The organism is Tibeticola sp., from assembly GCF_022759015.1.
GTDB classification, from domain to species: Bacteria; Pseudomonadota; Gammaproteobacteria; order Burkholderiales; family Burkholderiaceae_C; genus Tibeticola; species Tibeticola sediminis.
In genome coordinates this window covers 14456-32682 of sequence record NZ_JAEMQB010000001.1, presented here as the reverse complement: position 1 = coordinate 32682, position 18227 = coordinate 14456, and the positions used below count along the sequence as shown (strand labels likewise).

At 66.3% G+C, this 18227-nt stretch carries 16 protein-coding genes; 7 read left to right on the top strand and 9 right to left on the bottom strand.

Features of this window, described 5'->3' with window-relative positions; translation table 11 throughout:
* Positions 1 to 131 precede the first annotated feature (131 nt).
* From grxD to hemA, 4 genes are all read right to left on the bottom strand, one after another.
* The gene (gene grxD, locus JHC36_RS00140) at positions 132 to 461 is read right to left on the bottom strand and encodes a Grx4 family monothiol glutaredoxin (RefSeq protein WP_287914328.1); all 330 of its coding nucleotides are present in this window, start codon (positions 459 to 461) and stop codon (positions 132 to 134) included.
* Positions 454 to 1377 carry a peptide chain release factor N(5)-glutamine methyltransferase gene (gene prmC, locus JHC36_RS00135; protein WP_287914325.1) on the bottom strand — a complete coding sequence of 308 codons (924 nt, stop codon included), beginning with the start codon at positions 1375 to 1377 and terminating at the stop codon, positions 454 to 456. The genes grxD and prmC overlap by 8 nt, the downstream gene beginning before the upstream one ends.
* Before the next feature lie 88 nt (positions 1378 to 1465).
* Positions 1466 to 2563: a peptide chain release factor 1 gene (gene prfA / locus JHC36_RS00130; RefSeq protein WP_124223857.1), complete on the bottom strand. Its 1098-nt coding sequence runs from the start codon at positions 2561 to 2563 to the stop codon at positions 1466 to 1468.
* A gap of 91 nt (positions 2564 to 2654) precedes the next feature.
* Positions 2655 to 3935 carry a glutamyl-tRNA reductase gene (hemA, locus tag JHC36_RS00125; RefSeq protein ID WP_287914321.1) on the bottom strand — a complete coding sequence of 427 codons (1281 nt, stop codon included), beginning with the start codon at positions 3933 to 3935 and terminating at the stop codon, positions 2655 to 2657.
* Between the two features lie 104 nt (positions 3936 to 4039).
* Between hemA and JHC36_RS00120 the strand changes: the two genes are divergently transcribed.
* The gene (locus tag JHC36_RS00120) at positions 4040 to 4309 is read left to right on the top strand and encodes a hypothetical protein (protein WP_287914318.1); all 270 of its coding nucleotides are present in this window, start codon (positions 4040 to 4042) and stop codon (positions 4307 to 4309) included.
* Between the two features lie 5 nt (positions 4310 to 4314).
* On the opposite strand, the gene ugpQ is transcribed toward JHC36_RS00120, so the two are convergent.
* From ugpQ to ugpB, 5 genes are all read right to left on the bottom strand, one after another.
* The gene (ugpQ, locus tag JHC36_RS00115; protein ID WP_287914316.1) at positions 4315 to 5094 is read right to left on the bottom strand and encodes a glycerophosphodiester phosphodiesterase; all 780 of its coding nucleotides are present in this window, start codon (positions 5092 to 5094) and stop codon (positions 4315 to 4317) included.
* A 48-nt stretch (positions 5095 to 5142) separates the two neighbouring features.
* Entirely contained in the window at positions 5143 to 6168 is a 1026-nt protein-coding gene (gene ugpC, locus JHC36_RS00110) for a sn-glycerol-3-phosphate ABC transporter ATP-binding protein UgpC (RefSeq protein WP_124223865.1), read from the bottom strand.
* Positions 6169 to 6200: 32 nt separating this feature from the next.
* The gene (gene ugpE, locus JHC36_RS00105) at positions 6201 to 7052 is read right to left on the bottom strand and encodes a sn-glycerol-3-phosphate ABC transporter permease UgpE (RefSeq protein WP_124223867.1); all 852 of its coding nucleotides are present in this window, start codon (positions 7050 to 7052) and stop codon (positions 6201 to 6203) included.
* A gap of 18 nt (positions 7053 to 7070) precedes the next feature.
* Positions 7071 to 7958 carry a sn-glycerol-3-phosphate ABC transporter permease UgpA gene (ugpA, locus tag JHC36_RS00100; protein WP_287914310.1) on the bottom strand — a complete coding sequence of 296 codons (888 nt, stop codon included), beginning with the start codon at positions 7956 to 7958 and terminating at the stop codon, positions 7071 to 7073.
* A gap of 63 nt (positions 7959 to 8021) precedes the next feature.
* Positions 8022 to 9326 (bottom strand): sn-glycerol-3-phosphate ABC transporter substrate-binding protein UgpB, encoded by a 1305-nt coding sequence (gene ugpB, locus JHC36_RS00095; RefSeq protein ID WP_287914308.1) that lies wholly within the window; start codon positions 9324 to 9326, stop codon positions 8022 to 8024.
* A gap of 225 nt (positions 9327 to 9551) precedes the next feature.
* On the opposite strand from ugpB, the gene JHC36_RS00090 reads away from it, so the two are divergent.
* From JHC36_RS00090 to ubiB, 6 genes are all read left to right on the top strand, one after another.
* Complete coding sequence (locus tag JHC36_RS00090; RefSeq protein ID WP_287914306.1) at positions 9552 to 13439, top strand: DUF3683 domain-containing protein; 3888 nt, start codon at positions 9552 to 9554, stop codon at positions 13437 to 13439.
* Between the two features lie 32 nt (positions 13440 to 13471).
* Positions 13472 to 13885 (top strand): gamma-butyrobetaine hydroxylase family protein, encoded by a 414-nt coding sequence (locus JHC36_RS00085; protein WP_287914303.1) that lies wholly within the window; start codon positions 13472 to 13474, stop codon positions 13883 to 13885.
* An 86-nt stretch (positions 13886 to 13971) separates the two neighbouring features.
* Complete coding sequence (ubiE, locus tag JHC36_RS00080) at positions 13972 to 14703, top strand: bifunctional demethylmenaquinone methyltransferase/2-methoxy-6-polyprenyl-1,4-benzoquinol methylase UbiE (protein ID WP_124223879.1); 732 nt, start codon at positions 13972 to 13974, stop codon at positions 14701 to 14703.
* Positions 14704 to 14934: 231 nt separating this feature from the next.
* Positions 14935 to 15915, top strand: a complete 981-nt coding sequence (locus JHC36_RS00075; protein WP_287914299.1) for a Tim44 domain-containing protein — start codon at positions 14935 to 14937, stop codon at positions 15913 to 15915.
* Between the two features lie 84 nt (positions 15916 to 15999).
* A complete protein-coding gene (locus JHC36_RS00070) occupies positions 16000 to 16545 on the top strand; it encodes a hypothetical protein (protein ID WP_124223883.1) in 546 nt (181 codons plus the stop codon).
* Positions 16546 to 16576: 31 nt separating this feature from the next.
* A complete protein-coding gene (gene ubiB / locus JHC36_RS00065) occupies positions 16577 to 18151 on the top strand; it encodes a ubiquinone biosynthesis regulatory protein kinase UbiB (protein ID WP_124223885.1) in 1575 nt (524 codons plus the stop codon).
* Positions 18152 to 18227 lie beyond the last annotated feature (76 nt).

Genomic DNA, 18227 nt, shown 5'->3' with positions numbered 1-18227 from the left:
TCGCATCCCATCCCGCCGCCCGGCGCGCGCCATCGCGGGAACTTATTCAGCGTTGCCCCAAACCCACACGGGTGCGTCGCGCATCCCGGCCCCGTGGCCGATCTCCGCGATCAGCCGCAATGGGACGCTGCTCAGACTTTGGCGCCGAGCAGTTGTTGCAGCTCGCCGCTTTCGTACATCTCCATCATGATGTCCGAGCCGCCGATGAACTCCCCTTTGATGTAGAGCTGCGGAATCGTTGGCCAGTTGCTGTATTCCTTGATGCCCTGGCGGATGGCTTCGTCTTCGAGTACGTTGACGGTGGTGACCGCCTTCGGGTCCACGCCGCAAGCCTTGAGGATCTGGATCGCGCGGCCCGAAAAGCCGCACATGGGGAAGCTCGCCGTGCCTTTCATGAACAGCACGATGTCGTTGTTTTTCACCAGATCGTCGATGCGCTTTTGGGTTTCGGTATCACTCATGGTCCTTGGCCTCTTGGGGTGGAAGGGAAAACCCGAATTGTCGCAGTTTGGCCGAAGAGGTGCGCCAACGCCCGCCGCTGCAGCGGGCAATGCCCGCAAGGTCGTGTCGGCTTTGGACGGATTCGAAGCCGGCCTGCGTGAGCAGTGCCCGCACGGCTTCGGCCTGATTCCAGCCGTGCTCGAGCAGCAGCCAGCCCCCGGGGGCCAGATGCGCGGGCGCGGCGGCGATGATGCGGCGCAGGTCGTCGAGCCCATCGGCGCCCGAGACCAGCGCCACGCGCGGCTCGTGGCGGAGGGCGGCGAGATGGGGGTCATCCTCGGCGATGTAGGGCGGGTTCGACACCACGAGGTCAAACTGGTCGCCGGCGACCGGATCGAACCAGGAACCGTGGGCAAACCGCAGCGTCAGGCCCAGACGTAGCGCGTTGGCCTGCGCGAGGGCCAAGGCCTCGCGGCTCGCGTCGACGGCCGTCACCGAAGTACTTGGGGCCGTGTGCGCGATCGCCAGCGCAATCGCACCGCTGCCGGTGCCGAGGTCGAGCACGCGCGGAGACGACTCGGCACCCGTAGCCAGGCACTCGAGCGCCCAATCGACGAGGGTTTCGGTATCCGCGCGCGGGTCGAGCACGCGGGCGTCCACCTGCAGCCGCAGCCCAAAGAATTCGCGCTCACCCAGAATGTAGGCCAGCGGCTCGCCGTGACAGCGACGCTCGACCAGCGAGCGGTAGTGCGCCACCGCCTCGGGCGTGAGCGGGTCTTCCCCGTGGGCAAAGAGCCAGGCGCGGTCGTGTGCGGCGCGGCCCAGTGCGGTCAGCAGCAGGGCCTGCGCGTCGATCGCGTCCACCTGCGCCGACGCTGCGGCGAGCAGCGAAGCGACGGTCGGACCGCCTCCGAGCGGTGCTGTGGGTGTAGCCATTACTCTTGTTTCAATAGCAAAAAAGCAGCAATTCATGCCGGCAATCGGCGTTTTTTGGTCCGAAAAGTCGCGGGAAAGCGCCTTGCGATCACGGCGCAGTCTCCTGGAGCGTGGCCATTTGCTCTGCGGCGCGCGCCGCGTCGAGCGCCTCGATCAGCGGCTCGAGCTCGCCGTCCATCACGGCCCCCAGCTGGTAGAGCGTCAGGTTGATCCGGTGGTCCGTCACGCGGCCTTGTGGGAAGTTGTAGGTGCGGATGCGGTCGCTGCGGTCGCCACTGCCGATGAGGCTCTTGCGCGTAGCGGCTTCGCGCTCGGCGCGTTCGCGGCGCTCCTTTTCCTGCAACCGCGAGGCCAGCACCTGGAGCGCGCGGGCCTTGTTGCTGTGCTGCGATCGCCCATCCTGGCATTCGGCCGTGATGCCCGTGGGCAGATGGGTGACGCGGACCGCCGAATCGGTCTTATTGATGTGCTGGCCCCCGGCGCCGCTGGCGCGGAAGGTGTCGATGCGCAGCTCGGCCGGGTTGAGCCGCACCGCCTCGCTCGGGTCGGCCTCGGGCAGCACCGCGACCGTGCAAGCGCTCGTGTGGATGCGGCCCTGGGCTTCGGTCGCCGGCACCCGCTGCACCCGGTGGCCGCCCGACTCGAAGCGCAAGGCGCCGTAGGCCCCCTCGCCCTCGATGCGCAGCACGGCCTCGCGAAGCCCGCCAAGCTCGGTGTGGGAGGCGTGGATGAGCTCGCTGCGCCAGCCGCGCCGTTCCGCGTAGCGTGTGTACATGCGCAGCAGATCGGCGGCGAACAGCGCCGATTCGTCGCCCCCGGTGCCGGCGCGAATTTCCACGTAGGCATGGCGCGCGTCTTCAGGGTCGCGCGGCAGCAGCAGGCGCTGCAGCGCGGCATCGAGCGACTCGATCTCGGCCTGAGCCGCTTCGACTTCGGCCTGCGCGAGCGCCTGCATGTCCGGATCGTCGCGCGACGCTTCGAGCAGGGCTTGCGCGTGCTCCAGGTCGGCCCGCCGCTGTCGCCAGCGCTCGGCGCGCTCGGCAACCGCGGCGACCTCGGCGCGCTCGCGGGACAGGCGCAAAAACGCCTCCATGTCCGACGCGACGTCAGGCTGGCCCAGCAGGTAGTCGAGTTCACCCAGACGCTGGATGTGCGTGTCGATCTGTCGTTCGAGGAGCGGATGCATCAGTGGGATCAGAAAAGGCAAAGGGCCGGTGCGGACGACCGCGGGGGACACTGGGGCCCGTCACGCCGGGGCGCGGCGGGCGGGTGGAGCGCTAGCGCTCGCGCGGGCTCGAGCGCAGGAACAAGCGCTCGACGGTGCGCATGACGGCCTCGCGTTGATCCGGGTCGGCGCCCTGGAGTTCCGCCAGCGCGCCATGCAGCATCTTTTGCGTCAAGCCGCGGGCCAGCGCTTCGAGCGCCTCGTCGACCGTGGCGCCGCGGGCGAGCAGCCGCCGCGCGCGGGCGATTTCGACGCCCTGCCATTGATCGGCCTGCGCCTGGAGGCGCCGAATGACCGGCACGACGCCGCGTTTGGGATCGCGCAGCAGCAACCAGTGCATGAAGCTCTGCACGCCCGCATCGATGATCGCCTCGGCCTGTTCGACCGCTGCTTGCCGATTGGCCTGGCCGGTTTGGACGACGTTTGAGAGGTCGTCGACGGTGTAGAGGTAGACGTCTTCGAGCTTCTGAACCTCAGGCTCGATGTCGCGCGGCACCGCCAGATCCACCATGAACATCGGCCGGCGCTTGCGCTGCTTGAGCGCGCTTTCCACCGCCCCGAGCCCGATGATCGGCAAGGTGCTGGCCGTGCAACTCACCACCGCGTCGAATTCATGCAAGCGCTCGGGCAGGTCGGCCAAGCGCATGACCTCGGCGCCGAAGCGCGCCGCGAGCCGCTCTCCGCGGTCGAGCGTGCGGTTGGCAATCGCCATGCTCTTGGGGCTCTTGGCCGCGAAATGCGTCGCGGCGAGTTCGATCATCTCCCCCGCGCCGACGAACAACACGCGAACCTGGCTGAGGTCTTCGAACAACTGAGCCGCCAGCCGCACCGCCGCTGCCGCCATGCTGATCGAATGCGCCCCGATTTCGGTCGTGCTGCGCACCTCTTTGGCGACGGAAAAGCTGCGCTGAAACAGCTGGTTGAGCGTGGTTCCGAGCGCGCCGGCTTCCTCGGCGACCCGCACCGCGGATTTCATCTGGCCCAGAATCTGCGGCTCGCCCAGCACCATCGAGTCGAGCCCGCTGGCCACCCGGAACGCATGTCGCGCCGCCTCGGCATCTTCGAGCGCATAGACATGCGGTCGCAAGACCGCGGCGTCGACGCCGCCCACGTTGGCCAGCCAGCCCAGGGCGTGGTCGATCGGCGCTTGCTCGCTCGCGCCGTAAATCTCGGTGCGGTTGCAGGTCGAGAGGATCGCGGCCTCGGGGTGGGTCGGAACCGAGGCGCGCAGCGAGGCCAGCTTGGGCTTGATTTGTTCGAGCGCGAAAGCGAAACGACCGCGCAGATCGAGTGGCGCGGTCGTGTGGTTGATGCCCAAGGCCCAGACAGACATTCCCGGATTATAAAATTGAGCCCGGCCTACGCTCGCCCGACGGCTCCGACATTCTCACCGCCCGCCGCTCGAGGAGCGGCAGATCTCCACGACGCTCTAACCCCATGGGCCCCGTCGCCGCTTTTTGGCATCTGCTCAATTTCTTCGCTCCGGCGGCGGCGCTGGCCGTCTTCGGCGGGTGCCTGCTGGCCTGGATGCGGGGCCAGCGGCTCGGCGCGGCGGCGATCGGCTGGCGGATCGCGCTGAATTTTGCGCTCGGTGCAGGCGTTCTCGTCGCGGGCCTCCTGCTGCTGGGCCGTGACGGGCGCATGCTGACCTATGCCGCACTCGTCCTCGTCGTCGGCTCGGTCCTCGCCTTCCAAACCCGCCGCTGAGTTTTTCACCCCTCGGGTACGAAGAGGTCGACGCGGTCGGTGATGATGCCGTCGGTTCCAAGTGCCAGCAGGCGTTGGGCCGCCCAGGCGTCGTTGACCGTGTAACTCAAGGCGCGCAGGCCGAGGCTGCGGGCTCGTGCGACCAGTGCGGCATCCCACAGCGCGTGGTTGCACACCAGCGCCACGCAGCCGAGCGCCGCAGCGCGCTCGAGGCAGCCATCCCACAGCGTGTCGAGCAACAGCGCGCGCGGCAGCGCCGGCGCGGCGGCGGCTGCGGCCGCCAGCGCCTCGACTTGGAACGAGCTCAGCAGCGGTGGCGTTTGGGCCTGCGCCCACAGGCGCGCGGCGGTTTCGGCGACGACGGCCCCGGTGCGCGCCTCGGTGCCGGGTGTGGGTTTGATCTCGATGTTGAGCAGGAGCGCATTGGCCTGCAGGTAGCGCGCCAGATTGGCCAGCGTCGGCAGCGGCTCGCCCGCGTAGGCGCGCGAATGCCAGCTCCCGGCGTCGAGCTGCGCGAGCGTGGCCCAGCCGTGGTCGCCCGCGACCGGGCTGGCCGCGGGGCCGGCAAGGTCCGCGAGCCCGCGCGTGGTGCGGGTGAGCGTCGCATCGTGCAGCAAAAACGGTACGCCATCGGCACTGAGCTTCACGTCGCACTCGGCCATGCGGTAGCCCAAGGCCGCGCCGTATCGAAACGCCGCCAGCGTGTTCTCGGGCGCCAGCCGCCCCGCGCCGCGGTGCGCGATCCAACGCGGGTAAGGCCAGCGAGGCAGATCGGGTGGGGACATGGTCGGTGGGCTCCGCTCGGCAGGCCGCGCGTGCGCGGGGGCAGCCTTTCAGTCGATTTCGATGCGCCGGCCCGTGGTGCGGTCGAACCAGTGCAGCTTACCGGGCACGGGCTGCACATGGATGGTGCTGCCCAGCGCCGGCGCGGGCACGGCCTCTTCGGTGCGCACGGTCAGCAATTCGTCGCCCAGCCGGGCGTGGATGAGCCGCTCGGCGCCGAGGAGTTCCACCGTGTCCACCTGCAGCGGCCAGCCGCTGTCAGAGAGCACCAGGTGCTCGGGCCGCACGCCGAGGATGGCGTTCGCCGGCCCGCCGAGGCCCGCTTGGGGCGCGTGCTGCAGCAGGTTCATCGGTGGCGAGCCGATGAAGCTCGCGACGAAGGTGCTGGCCGGGCGGTTGTAGACCGTCTCGGGTGTGTCGAACTGCTCCATGCGCCCGGCGTTCATGACGATCATGCGCTGCGCGAGCGTCATCGCTTCGACCTGGTCGTGGGTCACGAACAGCGAGGTGATGCCCAGCTCCCGATGCAGCTTGCGGATCTCCAGCCGCGTCTGCGCGCGCAGCTTGGCGTCGAGGTTCGAGAGCGGCTCGTCGAATAAAAACGCCTGCGGCTCGCGCACGATGGCGCGGCCCATCGCCACCCGCTGACGTTGGCCGCCCGAGAGTTCACGCGGTTTACGCTTGAGCAAGGCGCCGAGCTCCAGGATGCCGGCCGCCTTGTCCACGCGGCGTTGGATCTCGTCCTTGGGCACGCCGGCGATCTTGAGGCCATAGGCCATGTTGTCGAACACGCTCATGTGCGGATAGAGCGCATAGTTCTGGAACACCATGGCGATGTCGCGCCGGGCGGGCTCGAGGTCGTTGACCACGCGCTCGCCGATGCGGATTTGTCCCTCGGTGATTTCCTCGAGGCCCGCCACCATGCGCAGCAAGGTGGATTTGCCGCAGCCCGAAGGGCCGACGACGACGACGAATTCACCGTCTTCGATGCGTGCGTCCACGCCGTGAAGCACCTCGACCGCGTGTTTGCCGCGGCCGTAGCGTTTGATGACCTGCTGGAGTTCGATGGAAGCCATGGATCGTGTTGGGGTTCAGCGGCAAGGGGCGGCTATTTTTCGGTGTCGACCAGGCCCTTGACGAACCACTTTTGCATGAGGATGACGACGAGCGCCGGCGGAATCATGGCGAGCAGCGCGGTGGCCATCACGACGTTCCATTCGTTGGCCGCGTCGCCGCCCGAAATCATGCGCTTGATGCCCACGACCACCGGGTACATGTCCTCGTTGGTCGTCACCAGCAGCGGCCACAGATATTGGTTCCAGCCGTAAATGAACTGGATGACGAAGAGCGCCGCGATCGAGGTGGCCGACAAGGGCAGCAACACGTCCTTGAAGAAGCGCAGCGGCCCCGCTCCGTCCATGCGCGCAGCCTCCACGAGTTCGTCGGGCACGGTCAGGAAGAACTGGCGAAACAAAAAGGTCGCGGTCGCCGAGGCGATCAGCGGCACCGTGAGGCCCGCATAGCTGTTGAGCAAGCCCAGGTCGGCCACCACCTTGTAAGTCGGCCCGATGCGCACCTCCACCGGCAGCATCAGTGTGACGAAGATCGCCCAGAAGAAGAACTGCCGAAACGGAAACCGAAAGTAGACGATCGCGAATGCCGACAGCAGTGAGATCGCGATCTTGCCCACCGTGATGATGAGCGCCGAAATCAGGCTCACCGTCATCATGCGGGCGACCGGCGCGGTCGACCCCGCGCCATCACCGCCGCCGCGCCAAGCCTGCGCCAGGTTCTCCAGCAGGTGCGACCCGGGGCTCATCGGCATGGGCACTTGCACGATGGCGTCGGCGGTCTGGGTGGCCGCGACGAAGGTGATGTAGAGCGGAAACGCAACCACCGCCACACCCAGCAACAGCACCAAGTGCGAGAGGAAATCCAGAAAGGGATGACGTTCGACCATGAGCCAAGCGCTGCGCGCTCAATAAGTGACTTTCTTCTCGACGAAGCGGAACTGCACCACCGTGAGCGCAATCACGATCGCCATCAACACCACCGACTGCGCCGCCGAGCCGCCGAGGTCCATGGCTTTGAAGCCGTCGTAATACACCTTGTAGACCAGAATCGCCGTGTCCTTGCCGGGGCCACCCTGCGTGGCCGCGTCGACGATGGCGAACGTGTCGAAGAAGGCATAGACCACGTTGATCACCAGCAAAAAGAAGGTGGTGGGCGAGAGCAGCGGGAAGATGATGGTCCAAAAACGCCGCCACGGCCCCGCGCCGTCGATGGCAGCCGCTTCGATCAGCGACTTCGGGATGCTTTGCAGGCCCGCGAGAAAGAACAGGAAGTTGTAAGAAATTTGCTTCCACACGGCGGCCATCACGATCAGCGCCATCGCATGGCGACTGTTGAGCAAGCTGTTCCATTCGATGCCGATGCGGCCGAGCGCATAGGTGACGATGCCGATGCTCGGCGCAAACATGAACAGCCACAGCACCCCGGCAACCGCTGGGGCGACCGCGTAAGGCCAGATCAGCAGCGTCTTGTAGAAGCTCGCGCACCGCACCACCCGGTCGGCGAACACGGCGAGCGTGAGCGCGATCGACAACCCCAGAAACGCCACCAGCGCGGAGAACAACGCCGTCGTCTGGAAAGAGGCGAGGTAGGTCTCATCGGCAAACAAGCGGCGGAAGTTGTCCAGCCCCACCCATTCGACGCTCATGCCAAACGCGTCTTGCTGCTGCAGCGACTGCACCAGTGCCTGGCCCGCCGGCCAGAAAAAGAACACGGCGACGACGATCACCTGCGGGGCCAGCAGCACCCAGGGCAGCCAGGCACTTTGGAAGCGGACGCGTTTTTCGACAGCCATGAAAGAAAAGGAAACGGTGCCACCCTCACGGGCGGCACCTGGGATGCACTTCGCGCGTGAGGGTCAGGACTTGTTGGCCTTCTCGAAGCGCTCGAGCTGCTCGTTGCCGCGCTTGACGATGCTGTCGAGGGCTTCCTTGGCCGCTTTCTTGCCGGCCCAAACCTGCTCGAGTTCTTCATCCTCGATGGCACGGATTTGCACGAAATTACCCAAACGGATGCCGCGCGACTTGTCGGTGGTCTTGCGGATCATCTGGTTGACGGCGGTATCGGTGCCGGGGTTTTGCTTGTAAAAGCCCGACTTTTCCGTGAGTTCGAGCGCGGCCAGCGTGATCGGGAGGTAACCCGTGCGCTGGTGGCTCTTGGCCTGAACTTCGGGTTTGCTGAGGTAGTTGAAGAAGGCGGCTACACCCTTGTAATCCTTCGCTGGCTTACCCGCCATCACCCAAAGCGAAGCGCCGCCGATGATGGTGTTTTGCGGCGCGCCGGGTACGTCGGGGTAATACGGCAGCGGCGCGATGCCAAAGTTGAACTTCGCGTTCTTTTTAATGTTGGCATAGGTCGACGAGGAGCCGGTCTGCATGGCGCACTCACCCGAGTAGAACGGCGCGTCGCCCAGGTTGTTGCGGCCTTTGTAGACGAACAGGCCTTGCTTGGCCATGTTGGCGAGGTTCTCGATATGGCGCACATGCAGCGGGCTGTTGACCAGCAGCCGCGCGTCCAGGCCGTCGAAGCCGTTGTTCTTTGACGCAAACAAGGTGTTGTGCCAGGTCGAGAAGCTCTCGAGCTGGGTCCAGCCCTGCCAGCTCGTGGTGAACGGGCATTTGTGGCCGCTGGCCTTGAGCTTGGCGGCGGCAGCGACGAGTTCGGGCCAGGTGGCGGGCGCTTTCTCGGGGTCCAGGCCAGCGGCCTTGAAGGCGTCCTTGTTGTAGTTGAGGACGGTGGTTGAGCTGTTGAACGGGTAGCTCAGCATCTGGCCGTTGGGCGCGGTGTAGTAGCTGACCACCGCGGGAATGTAGGCTTTGGGGTCGAACTTGTAGCCCGCATCGGCCATCACCTTGCCGACCGGGACCGTCGCACCCTTGCTCGCCATCATCGTGGCGGTGCCGACTTCGAATACCTGCAGGATGTGCGGCGCGTTTCCGGCGCGGAAGGCCGCGATCGCTGCGGTCATCGACTCGTCGTACTGGCCCTTGTAGACCGGGACGATCTTGTAGTCCTTCTGGCTGGCGTTGAACTCGTTGGCAAGATCGGTCACCCAGTCGTTGAGGCCGCCCGTCATGGAGTGCCACCATTGAATCTCGGTTTGCGCCGCAGCGGGCAGGGTAAAGGCGGCCGCGAAAGCAGCGGCGATGAAGCTTCGTTTCATGGGATCTCCTGTGAACGGGGTCGGAACGGGGGCGATTGTGGCGCCGGTTTGTGACGATTCAATGTAAATCCGGTGACGGCCCGGGCGCATGAGGGTTTGTCCGCTCTTGTGGACCGAGCCGGCTTGGCCCCACCCCCGCCGTGTGAATGTTGCGCTGCGGTAACATTCCGGCCTCCGTCGGGTCGCCCCATCCGGGTGGCGGTTCGTGCCGGATGGTCTTTCGCGATGAACGCTCCCACACCTTTGCATCACCTGCTGGCCCACGGCGACGATCAGCCGCGCCTACGCGAGATCCCCTACAACTACACCTCGTTCTCGGACCGCGAGATCGTGATTCGGCTGCTGGGCGCGCGCGCCTGGACGCTGCTCGAGCAGCTGCGCGAAGAGCGCCACACCGGCCGCTCGGCGCGCATGCTGTACGAGGTGCTGGGCGACATCTGGGTGGTGCAGCGCAACCCCTATTTGCAAGACGACCTGCTCGACAACCCCAAGCGCCGGCAGATGCTGGTCGAGGCGCTGCAACATCGCCTCGCCGAGATCGACAAGCGGCGCACGCCCGAGGCCGATGCCGGCCGCGACGCGCTGGTGGCCGAACTGCTCGGCATGGCCCGGCAGGCGGTCGAGGGCTTCGATGCGGGCCTGCGCGAGGTCGCGGCCTTGCGGCGCCAGGCGCTGCGGGCCTTGGGCCGCTGCACCGCGCGCGACAACATCAAGTTCGACGGCCTCTCGCGCGTCTCGCATGTGACCGACGCGACCGACTGGCGCGTGGAGGTGCCTTTCGTCGTGCTCACGCCCGACTCCGAGGCCGAGATGGCCGCGCTGGTGCGCGCGTGCATCGAACTGGGCCTGACCATCATCCCGCGGGGCGGCGGCACCGGCTACACCGGCGGCGCCGTGCCGCTGACCTGGAAGAGCGCGGTCATCAACACCGAGAAGCTCGAAGGCATGGGCGCGGTCGAGATGCGGCGGCTGCCGGGGGTGGATCGGGACGTGCCCACGATCTGGACCGAGGCCGGCGTGGTCACGCAACGCGTCGCCGATGCCGCCGAGCGCGCGGGCTTTGTGTTTGCGGTCGATCCCACTTCGGCCGACGCGTCGTGCATCGGCGGCAACATTGCGATGAACGCCGGCGGCAAGAAGGCGGTGCTGTGGGGCACGGCGCTCGACAACCTCGCGAGCTGGCGCATGGTCACGCCCGACGCGCAGTGGCTCGAGGTCACGCGGCTCGACCACAACCTCGGCAAGATCCATGATGCGGAGGTCGCCCGCTTCGAACTGCAGTATTTCGAGGCCGACGGCAAAACCCGCGTGCGCAGCGAAATCCTCGAAATTCCCGGTGCCGTCTTTCGCAAGGAAGGCCTGGGCAAGGACGTCACCGACAAGTTTCTCGCCGGCCTGCCGGGGGTACAGAAGGAGGGTTGCGATGGCCTCATCACCAGCGCGCGCTGGGTGTTGCACCGCATGCCGGCGCACACGCGCACGGTGTGTCTGGAGTTTTTCGGCCACGCGCGCGACGCGGTGCCGAGCATCGTCGAGATCAAGGACTTTCTGTTCGCCGAGGCCAAGCGCTCCGGCGTGGTGCTGGCCGGTCTGGAGCACCTCGATGACCGCTATCTGAAGGCGGTCGGTTACGCCACCAAGAGCAAGCGCGGTGGTCTGCCCAAGATGGTGTTGTTTGGCGACATTGCGGGGGACGACCCGGACGCCGTCGCGCGCGCGACGAGTGAGGTGGTGCGTCTGGCCAATGCGCGTGGGGGCGAGGGCTTCATCGCCGTCAGCCCCGAAGCGCGCAAGAAATTCTGGCTCGATCGCAAGCGCACGGCGGCGATCAGCCGCCACACCAACGCCTTCAAGATCAACGAAGACGTGGTGATCCCGCTGCCGCGCATGGCCGAATACACCGACGGCATCGAGCGCATCAACATCGAGCTGTCGCTGCGCAACAAGCTGCGCCTGTGCGACGAGCTCGAGGCCTTTCTCTCGGGTGGAAACCTGCCGCTGGCTCCCCAAGGCGAGGGCGGCGAGGTGCCCCCGGCGGAACTGCTCGACGAGCGTGTGGCGCAGGCGCTGACGCTGGTGCGCGAAGTTCGTGCGCAGTGGCAGGGCTGGCTCGACCAGGTCGATGCCTTGTTTCCGCAGCTGCAAAACCACGAGCTGCGTGCGAGTTGGAAGACCCAGCTGCGCGCGCCCTTGCGCGCGATCTTCACCGGCGGGGCGTTCGCGCCCATCCTCGAAGAATGCAACGCGATCCACCAGCGCGTGCTCAAAGGCCGGGTCTGGGTGGCGCTGCACATGCACGCGGGTGACGGCAATGTGCACACCAACATTCCGGTCAACAGCGACGACTACGAGATGCTGCAGACCGCGCACGAGGCCGTTCGGCGCATCATGGCGCTGGCGCGTTCGCTCGATGGCGTGATTTCGGGTGAGCACGGCATCGGCATCACCAAGCTCGAATTCCTCAGCGACGAGGAACTGCGGCCCTTCGCCGAATACAAGCGCCGCGTCGACCCCGAGGGTCGGTTCAACCGCGGCAAGCTGCTGCGGGGTGCCGGGCGGCCGACCGGTGAGCCCGGCGCGCCGGTGTACGCGAGCGACCTCGAACACGCCTACACCCCGAGCTTTGGCCTCATGGGGCACGAGTCGCTCATCATGCAGCAGAGTGACATCGGCGCGATCGCCGACAGCGTCAAAGACTGCCTGCGCTGCGGCAAGTGCAAGCCGGTGTGCGCGACCCATGTGCCGCGCGCGAACCTGCTCTATTCACCGCGCAACAAGATCCTGGCGACCTCGCTGTTGATCGAGGCTTTCCTGTACGAAGAACAGACCCGCCGGGGCGTGTCGATCAAGCATTGGCAGGAGTTCGAGGATGTGGCCGACCATTGCACGGTGTGCCACAAATGCCTCACGCCCTGCCCGGTGAACATCGATTTTGGCGATGTGACCATGGCCATGCGCAACCTGCTGCGCAAGATGGGCAAGAAGTCCTTCCGACCCGGCAACGCGGCGGCGATGCTGTTCCTCAACGCCACCCATCCCGAAACCATCAAGCTCATGCGCAGCGCGATGGTGGACGTGGGTTTCAAGGCGCAGCGCCTGGCCAACCGCGTACTCAAGGTCGCGGCGCGCCGCCAGACCGCGCGCCCGCCGGCGACGCACGGCCCAGCGCCGGTGCGCGAGCAGGTGATCCATTTCATCAACAAAAAGATGCCGGGCGGGCTGCCGAAGAAGACGGCGCGCGCGCTGCTCGACATCGAGGACAAGGACTACGTCCCCATCATCCGCAACCCGGTAGCCACCACGCCCGAATCCGAAGCGGTGTTCTACTTCCCCGGCTGCGGTTCCGAGCGGCTGTTCAGCCAGGTGGGGCTGGCCACCCAAGCCATGCTCTGGCATGCGGGGGTGCAGACCGTGCTGCCGCCGGGGTATCTGTGCTGCGGCTATCCGCAACGCGGCTCGGGCGAGTTCGACAAGGCCGACAAAATCATCACCGACAACCGCGTGCTGTTCCACCGGGTCGCCAACACGCTCAACTATCTCGACATCCGCACCGTGGTGGTGAGCTGCGGCACCTGCTACGACCAGCTTCAGGGCTACCGCTTCGAGGACATTTTCCCCGGCTGCCGCATCATCGACATCCACGAGTTCCTGCTGGAAAAAGGCATCACGCTGCCGGCGGGGCAGGGTGGCTTCCTCTACCACGAGCCCTGCCACAACCCGATGAAACTCGGCGACTCGATGAAGACCGTCCAGGCGCTGGTCGGCGACCAGGTGCTCAAGAGCGAGCGCTGCTGCGGCGAGTCGGGCACGTTGGGCGTCACCCGGCCCGACATCGCGACCCAGGTCCGCTTCAGCAAAGAAGAGTCGATCCGCCGCGGCGAGGCGGCGCTGCGTTCCAGCGGTGTAGTCGCGCCAGGCGCGAACGTCAAGATCCTCACCAGCTGCCCGAGCTGCCTGCAAGGCCTCAAACGCTACGAGGACGACTTGCAAAACGGCCTGCTCGAAGCCGACTACATCGTCGTCGAGATGGCGCGTCAGATTCTCGGCGAGGACTGGCTGCCGCGATACGTCGCTGCGGCCAACGCCGGCGGCATCGAGCGCGTGCTGGTTTGAGAGGCTGAACCCACCCAACGCAGGAGACTTTCATGGCCGGCCTCAAGACCGACACCCCGACACCGGTGGATCTCACGGTGCACGGCGCCTCGCGCGTGCTCGAAATCGCGTTCTCGGACGGCGCGCGCTTTCGCATTCCGTTCGAGCTCATGCGCATCTACTCGCCCTCGGCCGAGGTGCAGGGGCACGGGCCCGGGCAGGAGGTGCTGCAAACCGGCAAGCGCGAGGTCGACATCGTCGCGCTCGAGCCTGTGGGCAACTACGCGGTGCAACCGACCTTCTCCGACGGCCACGACAGCGGCATCTTTACCTGGGAGTATCTCTACTTCCTCGGCGCCAACGAGCAGGCGCTCTGGGCGGAGTACGCGTCGCGCCTGGCTGCGGCCGGGCTGGACCGCGACGCCCCCATGCCGGAAAAATCGGGGGGCGGGTGCCATTCCCATTGATCTCAAAATGAGAGCAAAGAAGGGCCGTTTTCTGCTGGCAAACGGCGGATTTGTTTGATTTTTTTGGCCGCAAGGCCCCCTGACCCATGAGCACCACGCATTTCGGATTCGAGACGGTCGACGAGCAAGAGAAGGCCCAACGCGTGCGGCGCGTGTTCGACAGCGTCGCGCCCAAGTACGACCTGATGAACGACCTGATGTCGGCAGGGCTGCATCGTCTTTGGAAGGCGTACACGGTCATGGTGGCCGACGTCCGCGAGGGCCACCAGGTGCTCGACATCGCTGGCGGAACGGGCGACCTCGCGCTGGCTTTCGCCCGTAAGGTCGGCACGCGTGGCTGCGTCGTGCACACCGACATCAACGAATCCATGTTGCGTGTCGGGCGCGACCGGCTGCTCGATGCCGGCGTCGTGTTGCCCACCGTGGTTTGCGACGCCGAACAATTGCCGTTTCCCGATGCGCGCTTCGACCGGGTCAGCGTCGCCTTCGGCCTGCGCAACATGACCCACAAGGACGTGGCCCTGCGCGAGATGAATCGCGTGCTCAAGCCCGGTGGCAAGCTGCTCGTGCTCGAGTTCTCGAAAGTGGCCAAGCCACTCGAAAAGGCCTACGACTGGTATTCGTTCAAGGTACTGCCGACCTTGGGCCGATGGGTGGCGGGCGACGACGCCAGTTACCGCTATCTCGCCGAGTCCATACGCATGCACCCGGACCAAGAAGCGCTCAAAGCCCTCATGAAACAAACGGGCTTTGGTCATGTGGATTACCACAACCTCACCGGTGGCATCGTCGCGCTTCATGTTGGAATCAAGTGCTAGGGCAACCCTGAGCCAGTCCCTCGCGCGCTGCGCATCCCGGCTGCGGGCGGTCTGCGTCGTTGCAAATCCTCGCCATAGCTTTGGCTATGGCTGCGGTTTGCGCCTCGCATCCCATCCCGCGGCCGGGCGCGCACCATCGCGGGAACTGATTCAGGGTTGCCCTAGGCAACGCTGAACTTCAGGCTTGGGACTGAGCGTTGCCTCCACACCGAATCAACCTTGGGAGCCCTCATGAAACAACTTTGGTCTGTCGCCCTGGTCCTGGCCCTGGCCCTTGGCAGTCTCGATGCTGAAGCGGCGCGGCGGCTGGGTGGCGGAAAGTCGATCGGTCAGCAGTCGAGCCAGGTGACGCAGCGCTCGGCGAATCCGAATCCGCCCGCCGCACCGGGCGCGCCTGCTCAGAGCGCGGCGCCAGCCCAAGCGCCGAAAGCGCCGGAGGCTGCGGCTCCGGCACCGAAGCGCCCTTGGGGCGCGATGCTCGGCGGGCTGGCCGCGGGTCTGGGCTTGGCATGGCTGGCCCACTCGCTCGGCTTGGGCGGGGCGTTGGGGTCGGTGTTGTTGCTGGTGTTGCTCGCCTTCGTCGTCGTGGCGGTCGTCGCGGCTTTGATGCGCCGCCGCGCTGCGCCGCAGCCGGCCCTGGCGGGCGCGGCAGGCGCGGCGGGCGCTCCAGGCGCGCTGCGCAGCTACAGCCCGGACAAGGTGGGCAACGATGCGTCGGCCCGGCCGTGGGAGCGTGACCTCACGCCCGCCGGTGGATCGATGATCGGCTCGGCGCTCGGTACGCCGTCTCAGGCGGGCGCGCTGGACGGCCCTCAGGGCTGGGGCATTCCGGCGGGCTTCGACGTGGCGGGTTTCCTCGACGCGGCCAAGCGCAATTTCGTGACCCTCCAGGCGGCTTGGGACCGCGCCGACATGGCGACGCTGCGCTCGATGATGACCGACGCCATGGTCGCTGAAATTCAAGCGCAGCTCGCTGAACGCGAACGCCACGACTCGGGCGTGCCGAACCACACCGAGGTCGTGATGCTCGACGCCCGCTTGCTCGGCATCGAGGATCTCGGCGACGCCTATCTGGCCAGTGTGGAGTTCAATGGCGTCATCCGGGAGGAACCGGGGGCGGCGCCGACACCGTTCCGCGAAGTCTGGAATCTCTCCAAGCCCAAGCAGGGGCTCAGCGGCTGGCTGGTTGCTGGCGTGCAAGCCCTGCAGTAATCCCGATGGTCACACAGCCGGGTGGGTTGGTTGCGAACCGCGCTCGGGGTGGGGCGAGTCGCTTTCAGGGAATAATCGCACCCCATGACGACGCCCTTCCCGTTCTCCGTACTCGAGGCTCTCCCGCAAGCCTTGCCTGCTGGCCTCAAGCCTCCGCCCTGGCTGATCCATGAGCTGCAGCAGCGGCTGGTGCTGCTGCTCAATCATGTGCTGATGCAGGAGCCGGCGGCGATGCAGCGGCTCCAGCGCCTGCACGGCCGGCAGATTCAGGTGGCCTGGCAGCAATGGGACATCCTGTTGCAGATCACCCCGGCCGGCTTGTTCGAGTCGGTCGAAGCCGGTGAGGTCGCGCCCGATCTGGTGCTGACCGTCAGCGAACCTTCGCCCTGGGCGGTGGCTCAGATGCTGCTCAAGGGCGAGAAGCCTCCGGTGCGCATCGAAGGTGATGTGCAACTGGCCGCCGAGGTCCAGTGGCTGGCCGACCATGTGCGCTGGGACGTCGAAGAGGACCTCGCGCGCATCCTCGGGGATGCGCCGGCGCATGCGTTGGCAGAGGCGGGCCGCACGCTGCTTGCGGCCGTGCGGCGTTTCGTCGCAGGCCGCGCCGAGCGGCCGGTCGAGTCCGCATGAACGAGGCGCCCGTCGATCAACGGGGGCGGCGATGAGGCAGCTTTGGCGTGGTGCCTTCATCCTTTGGGTGGCGGTGCGCTTTGGTCTCGACGAACTCGTCCTCAACGCCTTTTCGCATCGGGGGTTGCGGGCGCTCGCGCGGGCCACGCGCCTCGGACGCGACCTGAGCGCGCCCCGCGGTCAGCGGCTGCGCGAGGCGCTCGAAGCCTTGGGGCCGATCTTCGTCAAGTTCGGTCAGGTGCTGTCCACGCGCCGCGACCTGCTGCCGCCCGACATCGCCGATGAGCTCGCGCGGCTGCAGGACCGCGTGCCCCCGTTCGATTCGGCCGTGGCCGTGGCCATCATCGAGCGCGCGTTTGGTCGCCCGGTCGGCGAAATCTTCACCCGCTTCGAGCGCGAGCCGGTCGCCAGCGCCTCCATCGCACAGGTGCATTTCGCGCGTCTCAAGGGCCGCGACGGGATCGAGCGCGACGTGGCCGTCAAGGTTTTACGCCCCGGCATGCAGCCGGTCATCGAAAAAGACCTCGCGCTCATGCGCATGATGGCCGGCTGGGTCGAGCGGCTCAGCGCCGATGGGCGACGCCTCAAACCCCGCGAGGTGGTCGCCGAGTTCGACACCTATTTGCACGACGAGCTCGACCTCGTGCGCGAAGCGGCCAACGCCGCGCAGTTGCGGCGCAACATGGAGGGGCTCGACCTGGTGCTCATTCCCGAGATGTATTGGGATTACTGCACCAGCGAGGTCATCGTGATGCAGCGCATGACGGGAGTGCCGATCAGTCAGGTCGAGCGCCTGCGGGCGGCTGGGGTCGACCTCAAGAAGCTCGCGCGCGATGGCGTCACGATCTTCTTTACCCAGGTCTTTCGCGATGGGTTCTTCCACGCCGACATGCACCCGGGCAACATCATGGTCAGCCTGGAGCGGGCTACGTTTGGTCGCTACATCTCGCTCGATTTCGGCATCGTGGGCACGCTGACCGAGTTCGACAAAGAGTATCTCGCGCAGAACTTCACCGCTTTTTTCCGCCGCGACTACAAGCGCGTGGCCGAACTGCACATCGAGTCAGGCTGGGTGCCCCCCGAGACGCGCGTCGACGCGCTCGAGTCGGCGATTCGCTCGGTCTGTGAACCTTATTTCGATCGGCCGCTGGCCGAGATTTCGCTCGGCATGGTGCTGCTGCGGCTGTTCCAGACCTCGCGGCGTTTCAATGTCGAAATTCAGCCGCAGCTGGTGTTGCTGCAAAAGACGCTGCTCAACATCGAGGGCCTGGGCCGTGAGCTCGACCCCGAACTGGATTTGTGGAGCACGGCCAAGCCGTTCCTGGAGCGCTGGATGATGGAGCAGGTTGGCCCGCAGCGCCTGTGGGAGGAAATGCGCGCCCAGGGGCCGCAGTACGCCAAGATCCTGCCGCAGCTGCCACGGCTGCTGCACGACTATCTGAAGTCGGATCGGGCGCGGCTCGAGCGCGAAACGCTCGAACTGCTGCGAGAACAGCGCCGCACCAACCGGCTGCTGCAGGCGCTGTTGTACGGCGGGCTGGGCTTCGTCCTGGGTTTGATCGTGATGCAACTCGTCCTGCGCATGCGCTTGTCCGGTGTCCTGTGAAGTTTGAGGCAACGCTGAACCCGTCTCTCGCACGCCAACGCGGGCACGGATTCCGCATCGCCTAGAGATTTTTTGC

Excerpts from the sequence above, each read along its gene's own strand:
- grxD (WP_287914328.1), bottom strand. The coding sequence starts at position 461 with ATGAGTGATACCGAAACCCAAAAGCGCATCGACGATCTGGTGAAAAAC.
- prmC (WP_287914325.1), bottom strand. The coding sequence starts at position 1,377 with ATGGCTACACCCACAGCACCGCTCGGAGGCGGTCCGACCGTCGCTTCG.
- prfA (WP_124223857.1), bottom strand. The coding sequence starts at position 2,563 with ATGCATCCGCTCCTCGAACGACAGATCGACACGCACATCCAGCGTCTG.
- hemA (WP_287914321.1), bottom strand. The coding sequence starts at position 3,935 with ATGTCTGTCTGGGCCTTGGGCATCAACCACACGACCGCGCCACTCGAT.
- JHC36_RS00120 (WP_287914318.1), top strand. The coding sequence starts at position 4,040 with ATGGGCCCCGTCGCCGCTTTTTGGCATCTGCTCAATTTCTTCGCTCCG.
- ugpQ (WP_287914316.1), bottom strand. The coding sequence starts at position 5,094 with ATGTCCCCACCCGATCTGCCTCGCTGGCCTTACCCGCGTTGGATCGCG.
- ugpC (WP_124223865.1), bottom strand. The coding sequence starts at position 6,168 with ATGGCTTCCATCGAACTCCAGCAGGTCATCAAACGCTACGGCCGCGGC.
- ugpE (WP_124223867.1), bottom strand. The coding sequence starts at position 7,052 with ATGGTCGAACGTCATCCCTTTCTGGATTTCCTCTCGCACTTGGTGCTG.
- ugpA (WP_287914310.1), bottom strand. The coding sequence starts at position 7,958 with ATGGCTGTCGAAAAACGCGTCCGCTTCCAAAGTGCCTGGCTGCCCTGG.
- ugpB (WP_287914308.1), bottom strand. The coding sequence starts at position 9,326 with ATGAAACGAAGCTTCATCGCCGCTGCTTTCGCGGCCGCCTTTACCCTG.
- JHC36_RS00090 (WP_287914306.1), top strand. The coding sequence starts at position 9,552 with ATGAACGCTCCCACACCTTTGCATCACCTGCTGGCCCACGGCGACGAT.
- JHC36_RS00085 (WP_287914303.1), top strand. The coding sequence starts at position 13,472 with ATGGCCGGCCTCAAGACCGACACCCCGACACCGGTGGATCTCACGGTG.
- ubiE (WP_124223879.1), top strand. The coding sequence starts at position 13,972 with ATGAGCACCACGCATTTCGGATTCGAGACGGTCGACGAGCAAGAGAAG.
- JHC36_RS00075 (WP_287914299.1), top strand. The coding sequence starts at position 14,935 with ATGAAACAACTTTGGTCTGTCGCCCTGGTCCTGGCCCTGGCCCTTGGC.
- JHC36_RS00070 (WP_124223883.1), top strand. The coding sequence starts at position 16,000 with ATGACGACGCCCTTCCCGTTCTCCGTACTCGAGGCTCTCCCGCAAGCC.
- ubiB (WP_124223885.1), top strand. The coding sequence starts at position 16,577 with ATGAGGCAGCTTTGGCGTGGTGCCTTCATCCTTTGGGTGGCGGTGCGC.